Raw genomic sequence first — 6,504 nt, 5'->3', positions numbered from 1 at the left:
GGGGAGGACGGGGTGGGGACAACCCCACCACGGGTCCGGGAGGCGGCAGGATGGGACCGGGCCCGCTCCTGGGCGAGGCTCGATGCATGACCGACACCGACCGGCTCGACCTGGCCCGCACCGTCCCCCTGGACGACGCGGTGACCTCGCCCGACCATGCCGAGACCGTTCCGCTGAACACCACGACACCGGAAGCGACCGCCCCGATGCCCTCCGCCCCTGCACCCGGCCCGGACGGGCCTCCCGGCGCCTGGGACGCGACCCCGCCGGTGACCACCCCGCAGCCGCCGAAGCCGACGGCGTCGACGGGCGGCGGTCGCGGTCCGGATGCCCCGATCCGCTCCGGCAGCGGTGGCAGCGGTGGGCGACCGAGCGCCGGCGCCTTCTACCGGGAGGCCTGGCGTCGGTCGCCGCGGGACTTCGGCTACATGGCCCTCACCGCGGTGCTCCTCTGCACGCTGTACTTCGCGTTCCCCGCGATCCTGGGCATCGGCGGCCTCGGGTCCCGTGACGTGTTCAACCCGTTCACGCTGCTGCTGTTCTTCGTGGCACTGTTCGTCGCCCGCTGGCTCGGACAGTTCGAGAAGCTGCGGATGAGCTGGGCCGACCCACGGCCGATCCGTCCGGTGGACTGGACGCCGAAGTGGCAGCAGAACTGGTGGACGCGCACCGGGTCGGCGGTCGCGAACCCGCACTACTGGCTGTACCTGCTGCACGCGGTCGTCGTCTACCCGCTGACCGCTGCCGTGACGGTCGGTGCCGGGCTGCTCCTGGCGGTCGGGTTCCTCTGGCCGGTCGTCGTCGTCCTGGTGTACGTCGTCGCCGGCCGGTACGTGCTCGACCCGAACGACATCGGCTCGGGTGCCGGGGTCGTCTTCCTCGGCCTCCTGTCGATGGCGGCGAGCGTGCTCCTGTTCCCGCTCTGGCTGCGCGGCTCCGTGCTCGCGCACTACTGGATCGACCACGGCCTGCTCGGTGGCTTCCGGGCCGAGGTGCTCGAGGAGCGGGTGGCGGGCCTCCAGGCCTCCCGTGCCGGCGCCGTGACCGCGGAGGGGCAGGCACTCCGCCAGATCGAACGCGACCTGCACGACGGCCCGCAGCAGCGACTGGTGCGTCTGCGGATGGACCTGGCCGCGGCCGAGCGGTCGTTCGAGAAGGACCCGGAGCGGGCCAAGCGGCTGATCGGTGAGGCGTCCGGCCACGCGCAGGACGCGCTCGACGAACTGCGGGCGCTGTCCCGCGGGTTCGCGCCGCCGATCCTGCTCGACCGTGGGCTGGTCGCGGCCCTCGAAGCGCTGTGCTCCCGTTCGCCGATCCCGGTCGGACTCGACATCCGCCTTCCCGACGGGCTCGAACTCGCGACCGAGATCCAGCGGAACGTGTACTTCACCGTCAGCGAGCTGCTGACGAACACCGCCAAGCACGCCGGCGCCTCGGCGGCCGGGGTGTACCTCGGGCTGCTGGTCGACACGGCCGGCACCTGGTTCCTCACGGTCAGCGTGACGGACGACGGCCGCGGCGGGGCGAGCCCGCGCGAAGGGCACGGCATCGAGGGGCTGATGGGCCGGATGCGCGCCCTGGACGGTGAACTGACGGTGTCCAGCCCGCTCGGCGGACCGACGGAGGCGACCGCCCGGATCCCGCTCGGTGCGCTCAACGGTGTCCCCACGCCCCGCACGTGAGCAGGTGCGCGTCGCCGCTAGGCTGAGCGCATGACCGACGGCCCGGATGCAGCACGCATCCGGGCCGTCGTCGTCGACGACGCCGTCCTGCTCCGCGAGGGCCTGGCCCGCGTGCTCGACGAGGCCGGCATCGACGTCGTCGGCCAGTTCGGCGATCCGGCGTCGTTCCTCGCCGCACTGCCCGCGCTGACCCCGGACGTCGTCGTGATGGACGTGCGGATGCCGCCGACCTTCACCGACGAGGGTGTCCGCGCAGCTGTCCAGGCGCGGCGGATCGCTCCCCGGACCGGCATCCTGCTGCTGTCCCAGTACGTCGAGGCCGCCTACGCCGAGGACGTCCTGGCCGCAGGCAGCGCCGGCATCGGCTACCTGCTGAAGGACCGCGTCACCCGGCTCGACGAGATCGACGACGCCGTCCGTCGGGTCGCATCGGGAGGCACGGTGCTGGACCCCGAGGTCGTCACGCAGCTGATGAGCCGCCGCCGCGACCCCCTGGCGGCGCTGACACCCCGGGAGCGCGAGGTCCTCGGCCTGATGGCCGAGGGTCGCACCAACGCCGCCATCGCCCGTGCACTCGTGATCGGCACCGGCGCGGTCGAGAAGCACGTGACGAGCATCTTCGGCAAGCTCGCGCTCGAGGACACCGGCGAGGACCACCGCCGCGTCCTGGCCGTCCTGGCCTACCTCGGATGAACCGCGTCCCGGCACCGCTGCTGGCACTCACCGCGATGCTGTCGGTGCAGATCGGCGCAGCGGTCGCGAAGACCCGCTTCGAGGAGGTCGGCTCGGTGGGCGCCGCCACCCTCCGGCTCGTCATCGCCGCGGTCGTCCTGGCGCTCGTCGTCCGCCCCCGGGTCCGGCACTGGACCCGAGCCCAGTGGCTCGCCGCGGTCCTGCTCGGCCTGGCGCTCGGCGGCATGAACCTGTTCATCTACGTGGCGTTCGCGACGATCCCGATCGGCGTCGCCGTGACGATCGAGTTCCTCGGCCCGCTGACGCTCTCGCTCGCGCACACCCGGCGCTGGCGGGATGCCGGCTGGGCGGCGCTGGCGCTCGTGGGCGTGGTGCTGCTCGGCGTCGGACCGTCCGCGGTCGGCGACGTCGGGGGAGTCGTGGCCGCCGTCCTCGCCGCCGGGTGCTGGGCCGCGTACATCGTGATGAACCGCCGGGTCGGTGCGGCGATCCCGGGCATCGACGGGCTGGCCGTGTCCATGCTCGTCGCGATGGTGGTGGCGCTGCCGTTCGGACTCCGGCCCGCGGTCCAGGGTGTCGTGGCCGACCCGCTGTTGCTCGTCGTGTTCGGCGTCGTGGCGCTGCTCTCGAGTGTGCTGCCGTACGCGCTCGAGATGTCCGCGCTCCGCCGGATGCCGACGCGGGTGTTCGGTGTGCTGCAGAGCCTGGGCCCGGCGATCGCGGCGCTCGCCGGTCTGGTCGTCCTCGGTGAGGCGCTGTCGGTACTCGAGGTCGTCGCCCTCGTCTGCGTCACCGCGGCGAGCGCCGGGGTCACCCTGACGTCGCGGCGGGGTGCCGCGGTCTGACGACGTCCGGCTGTCGGCCGGAGGAGGGCCGACTACTCGGCGCGCAGGAAGTCGGCGTAGGTGGGCTCGGACTGGGCGCCCGACAGGAGCGAGGGGTCGTTGACGCGTCGGTCGACGTAGGCCTCGATGACCTCGGCGGGGGTGAGCACGTGGGCGACCCAGGACGGCACGTCGGTCTTCTCCACGGTGCCTCCTCTCGGTCTCCGGCGCAGATGTCTCGATCGTCGAGAATCTTCGTGAGCCGGTGTGTCACGAACGATCCTCGCCAGCGCGCGTGAAGTCAACGCAGTGCGTCATGCGGACTCCGGGGAACGCGATCTCGCCGGTCGAGGATCTGATCGGCTGCCGCTCGTCGGCGCGTTTCCGGTCCGCGGATCGACCGCGCGGAGGGTGCGGTGCTTCACGGCCGATCGCCAGATCCAGGCGTCGGCCTGCTGTCCGAACTGCGCCCACTCGACCAGGACGGCGTCGCGCGTCCAGCTCCGTGCGAAGGCCTTCACCCGGACGTGGAAGGTCGGGAACTGCACCCACGCCCAGACCGGGATCGGGGTGACCGCGTGGCACACGTCGTCACCCCGGGCCTCCTCCGACAGGGAGAAGGCGCTGGGGCGTTCCACCTCCGGGTGCTCCGGGGGCTGCCACCGGTTCTCGCGACGCCGTCCCACCCTCGTATTCGAACGTGTGTTCGAACGCCCCGTCAAGTCCGGCGCGTGCTCCGGCGTGTCCGGCACGGCCCGGACGACCCGACCCAGACGCCAAAGCGACAGATGTGCGCCGGAACTCGGCGCGCATCTGTCGCTTTCGCGTCCAGGACGGCGCGGCCGGGCCACGCCGGGCTCGCGCGGCCGGGGTCAGGGGGCGGCGCGCGCGGTGGACTCGCGCACGCTCAGCGTCAGCTCGGGCCCCGGGCGCGACGGGAGGGGCACCTCGGACTCGATCTGCTCGCGGAGCAGCACCGCGGCCCGCTGCCCGAGCTCGACGGTGTCCCGGGTGAGCGAGGTGATCGCCGGACGCACGAGCCGGATCATCGCCGAGTCGTCGAACGACACGATCGAGACGTCCTGCGGCACCCGCACGCCCATCTCGCTCGCGACGCCGAGCCCGGCGACGGCGAGCACGTCGTTGTCGAACACGATCGCCGTCGGTCGGGTCGCCCCGGAGAGCAGGCGGCGGGTGGCTGCGGCACCGGCTTCGGCGGAGTAGTCGGTCGGCACGGACTCCATGCGGCCGTCGACATCCGTCCCGGCGAACGCCCGCACCCGGTCGATCCGCAGCGCGGTGTGTTCGAACTCGGGCGGCCCGGAGACGTGCGCGATCCGCCGGTGCCCGAGGGCCCGCAGGTAGCGCAGGACCGTCTCGGTGGCATCCGAGTCGTCGATCCAGACGCTGGGGGCGGCGCCGGCAGGGGAGGGATGTGACCCGACGACGACCGACGGCATGCCCAGGTCGGCGAGCAGGCGCAGGCGTTCGTCGTCCCTCCGCGGGTCGATGACGATCACGCCGTCGACCCGGTGTCCGCGCCACCAGTCGCGGTAGGTCTCGAGCTCTTCGTCGGCGTCGCGGGCGACGAGCAGCGTCATGCCGATGTGGGTGCCGGTCAGGCCGAGCTGGATGCCGGAGATCAGGTCGCCGAAGAAGGATTCGGTGCCCAGGGTGCGGGCGGGGCGGTTCAGCACGAAGCCGATCGACCCGGCCTTCGCGCCGCCCAGGGCCCGCGCTGCGGTGTGCGGCTGCCAGTCCAGGTCACGGGCCACCTGACGGACCCGTTCCCGCGTCGTCTCGGAGACGCCGGGGCGGCCGTTGAGTGCGAACGAGACCGCGCTGATCGACACGCCCGCCCGTGCTGCGATGTCGGCGATCGTCGTTCGGCGTCCTGTGGCCACGGGCTTGACTATAGCGCTTTAGTCAGGCATCGTCGCCGTCACGCAGGGGTTCGGCGCACAAGGCTGAACCGGTTCAGTAGCTCGACGAAGGAGTCAGCAACGATGAGAAGCACCCACCGCACCACGTCGGGCCGAGTGGCCGCGATCCTCGCAGGCGCCGCAGCGACCGCCCTCGTCCTCACCGGTTGCTCGAGCGGCGGCACCGCCAGCACCGGCGGCGGTGACGGCGAGGTCAGCGGGTCGATCACCCTGCAGACCTGGGCCCTCACGCCGACCTACACGGACTACCTCAACGGGGTGGTCAAGGCGTTCGAGAAGAAGTACCCGGATGCGAAGGTCAAGCTCGTCGACCAGCCCGGCGACGGCTACGCGGACAAGGTGCTCAGCCAGGCCTCGTCGAACTCGCTCCCGGACGTCGTCAACCTGCCGCCGGACATCGCCCTGCCCCTCGCCAAGCGCGGCTTCCTGCAGGACGTGTCGAAGGACGACAGCAAGCTCTCGAGCACCTACGTCGAGGGCGCCCTCGCGGCGTACGACTACAAGGGCGTCGACGGCACGTTCGGCTACCCCTGGTACCTCAACACCGACATCGACTACTGGAACAAGACGATGTTCGAGAAGTGCGGTCTCGACCCGGCCAGCCCGCCGAAGACGACCGACGAGCTGTTCACGCAGGCCGAGACGATGCACCAGAAGTGCCCGGACGACTACCTGATGAGCCGCAAGCCCGGTCTGTCCGACTTCTCGCTCGCCGGCGTCAAGATCCTCAACGCCGACGGCACGAAGTTCACGTTCGCGAACTCCTCGAAGGCCGCCGACCTCATCACGAAGTACGCCAAGGCCTACAAGGAGGGCCTGATGCCGTCGTCGGTCCTCAACACCGACTACCTCGGCAACTCCACCCTGTTCACGCAGGGCAAGGTCGCCTGGACCACCGGTGGTGCGACCGCGATCAGTGACTTCGAGAAGAACAACCCGTCGCTCAAGGGCAACATCATCGTCTCGCCGGCGCTGGACAACCCGCCGCTCTACGTGCAGGGCCTCAGCGTCTCGGCGAAGAGCAAGCACATCGCCACGGCCGAAGCGCTCGCCGAGTTCATGACCAACGCGAAGAACCAGGAGGCGTTCGCGCACCTGGTGAACATCTTCCCGTCGACGAAGTCGTCGCAGTCCGACCCGTTCTTCTCGAAGGACGACGGCACCGTGCAGGCCAAGGCCCGTGTGCTCGCGAACGAGGCGCTGAAGACCGCGAAGAACCTCAACCCGGTCGAGGCGAACTCGGCGATGACCGACTTCCTCGACCAGCAGATCGCGCTGGCGATGAAGGGCGGCACCACCCCGGAGAAGGCGCTGCAGACCGCGCAGGACAAGATGAACACCCTGCTCGCCAACGGCTGACCC

General features: G+C 71.2%; 7 protein-coding genes. 4 read left to right on the top strand and 3 right to left on the bottom strand.

The window, feature by feature from the left end; genetic code table 11:
- Positions 1 to 86 precede the first annotated feature (86 nt).
- The 3 genes from DEJ25_RS16235 to DEJ25_RS16225 are packed head-to-tail and all read left to right on the top strand — an operon-like array spanning position 87 to position 3,220.
- Complete coding sequence (locus tag DEJ25_RS16235; protein WP_111045324.1) at positions 87 to 1,682, top strand: sensor histidine kinase; 1,596 nt, start codon at positions 87 to 89, stop codon at positions 1,680 to 1,682.
- Between the two features lie 30 nt (positions 1,683 to 1,712).
- Positions 1,713 to 2,375, top strand: coding sequence for a response regulator transcription factor (locus DEJ25_RS16230; RefSeq protein ID WP_110904025.1), 663 nt, complete (start codon positions 1,713 to 1,715; stop codon positions 2,373 to 2,375).
- Complete coding sequence (locus DEJ25_RS16225) at positions 2,372 to 3,220, top strand: DMT family transporter (RefSeq protein ID WP_111045323.1); 849 nt, start codon at positions 2,372 to 2,374, stop codon at positions 3,218 to 3,220. The genes DEJ25_RS16230 and DEJ25_RS16225 overlap by 4 nt, the downstream gene beginning before the upstream one ends.
- A gap of 32 nt (positions 3,221 to 3,252) precedes the next feature.
- Here the strand turns inward: DEJ25_RS16225 and DEJ25_RS16825 are convergent, their stop codons facing one another.
- From DEJ25_RS16825 to DEJ25_RS16215, 3 genes are all read right to left on the bottom strand, one after another.
- Positions 3,253 to 3,405: a hypothetical protein gene (locus tag DEJ25_RS16825; protein ID WP_181421596.1), complete on the bottom strand. Its 153-nt coding sequence runs from the start codon at positions 3,403 to 3,405 to the stop codon at positions 3,253 to 3,255.
- A gap of 108 nt (positions 3,406 to 3,513) precedes the next feature.
- Positions 3,514 to 3,837, bottom strand: a complete 324-nt coding sequence (locus DEJ25_RS16220; RefSeq protein ID WP_146236751.1) for a hypothetical protein — start codon at positions 3,835 to 3,837, stop codon at positions 3,514 to 3,516.
- 234 nt (positions 3,838 to 4,071) lie between these two features.
- On the bottom strand, positions 4,072 to 5,103 hold the full coding sequence (locus tag DEJ25_RS16215) for a LacI family DNA-binding transcriptional regulator (RefSeq protein WP_111045322.1): 1,032 nt from the start codon (positions 5,101 to 5,103) through the stop codon (positions 4,072 to 4,074).
- Positions 5,104 to 5,205: 102 nt separating this feature from the next.
- Here DEJ25_RS16215 and DEJ25_RS16210 point away from each other — a divergent pair, with 102 nt between their 5' ends.
- Complete coding sequence (locus DEJ25_RS16210) at positions 5,206 to 6,501, top strand: sugar ABC transporter substrate-binding protein (RefSeq protein ID WP_111045321.1); 1,296 nt, start codon at positions 5,206 to 5,208, stop codon at positions 6,499 to 6,501.
- Positions 6,502 to 6,504: the final 3 nt, after the last annotated feature.

This window comes from Curtobacterium sp. MCPF17_011 (assembly GCF_003234145.1).
Taxonomy (GTDB): Bacteria; Actinomycetota; Actinomycetes; order Actinomycetales; family Microbacteriaceae; genus Curtobacterium.
Note: the sequence above shows the minus strand (reverse complement) of the source record. Positions and strands in the feature narration are given on the sequence as shown.

Coding starts and splice junctions, on each gene's coding strand:
- DEJ25_RS16235 (WP_111045324.1), top strand. CDS start 87: ATGACCGACACCGACCGGCTCGACCTGGCCCGCACCGTCCCCCTGGAC.
- DEJ25_RS16210 (WP_111045321.1), top strand. CDS start 5,206: ATGAGAAGCACCCACCGCACCACGTCGGGCCGAGTGGCCGCGATCCTC.
- DEJ25_RS16225 (WP_111045323.1), top strand. CDS start 2,372: ATGAACCGCGTCCCGGCACCGCTGCTGGCACTCACCGCGATGCTGTCG.
- DEJ25_RS16230 (WP_110904025.1), top strand. CDS start 1,713: ATGACCGACGGCCCGGATGCAGCACGCATCCGGGCCGTCGTCGTCGAC.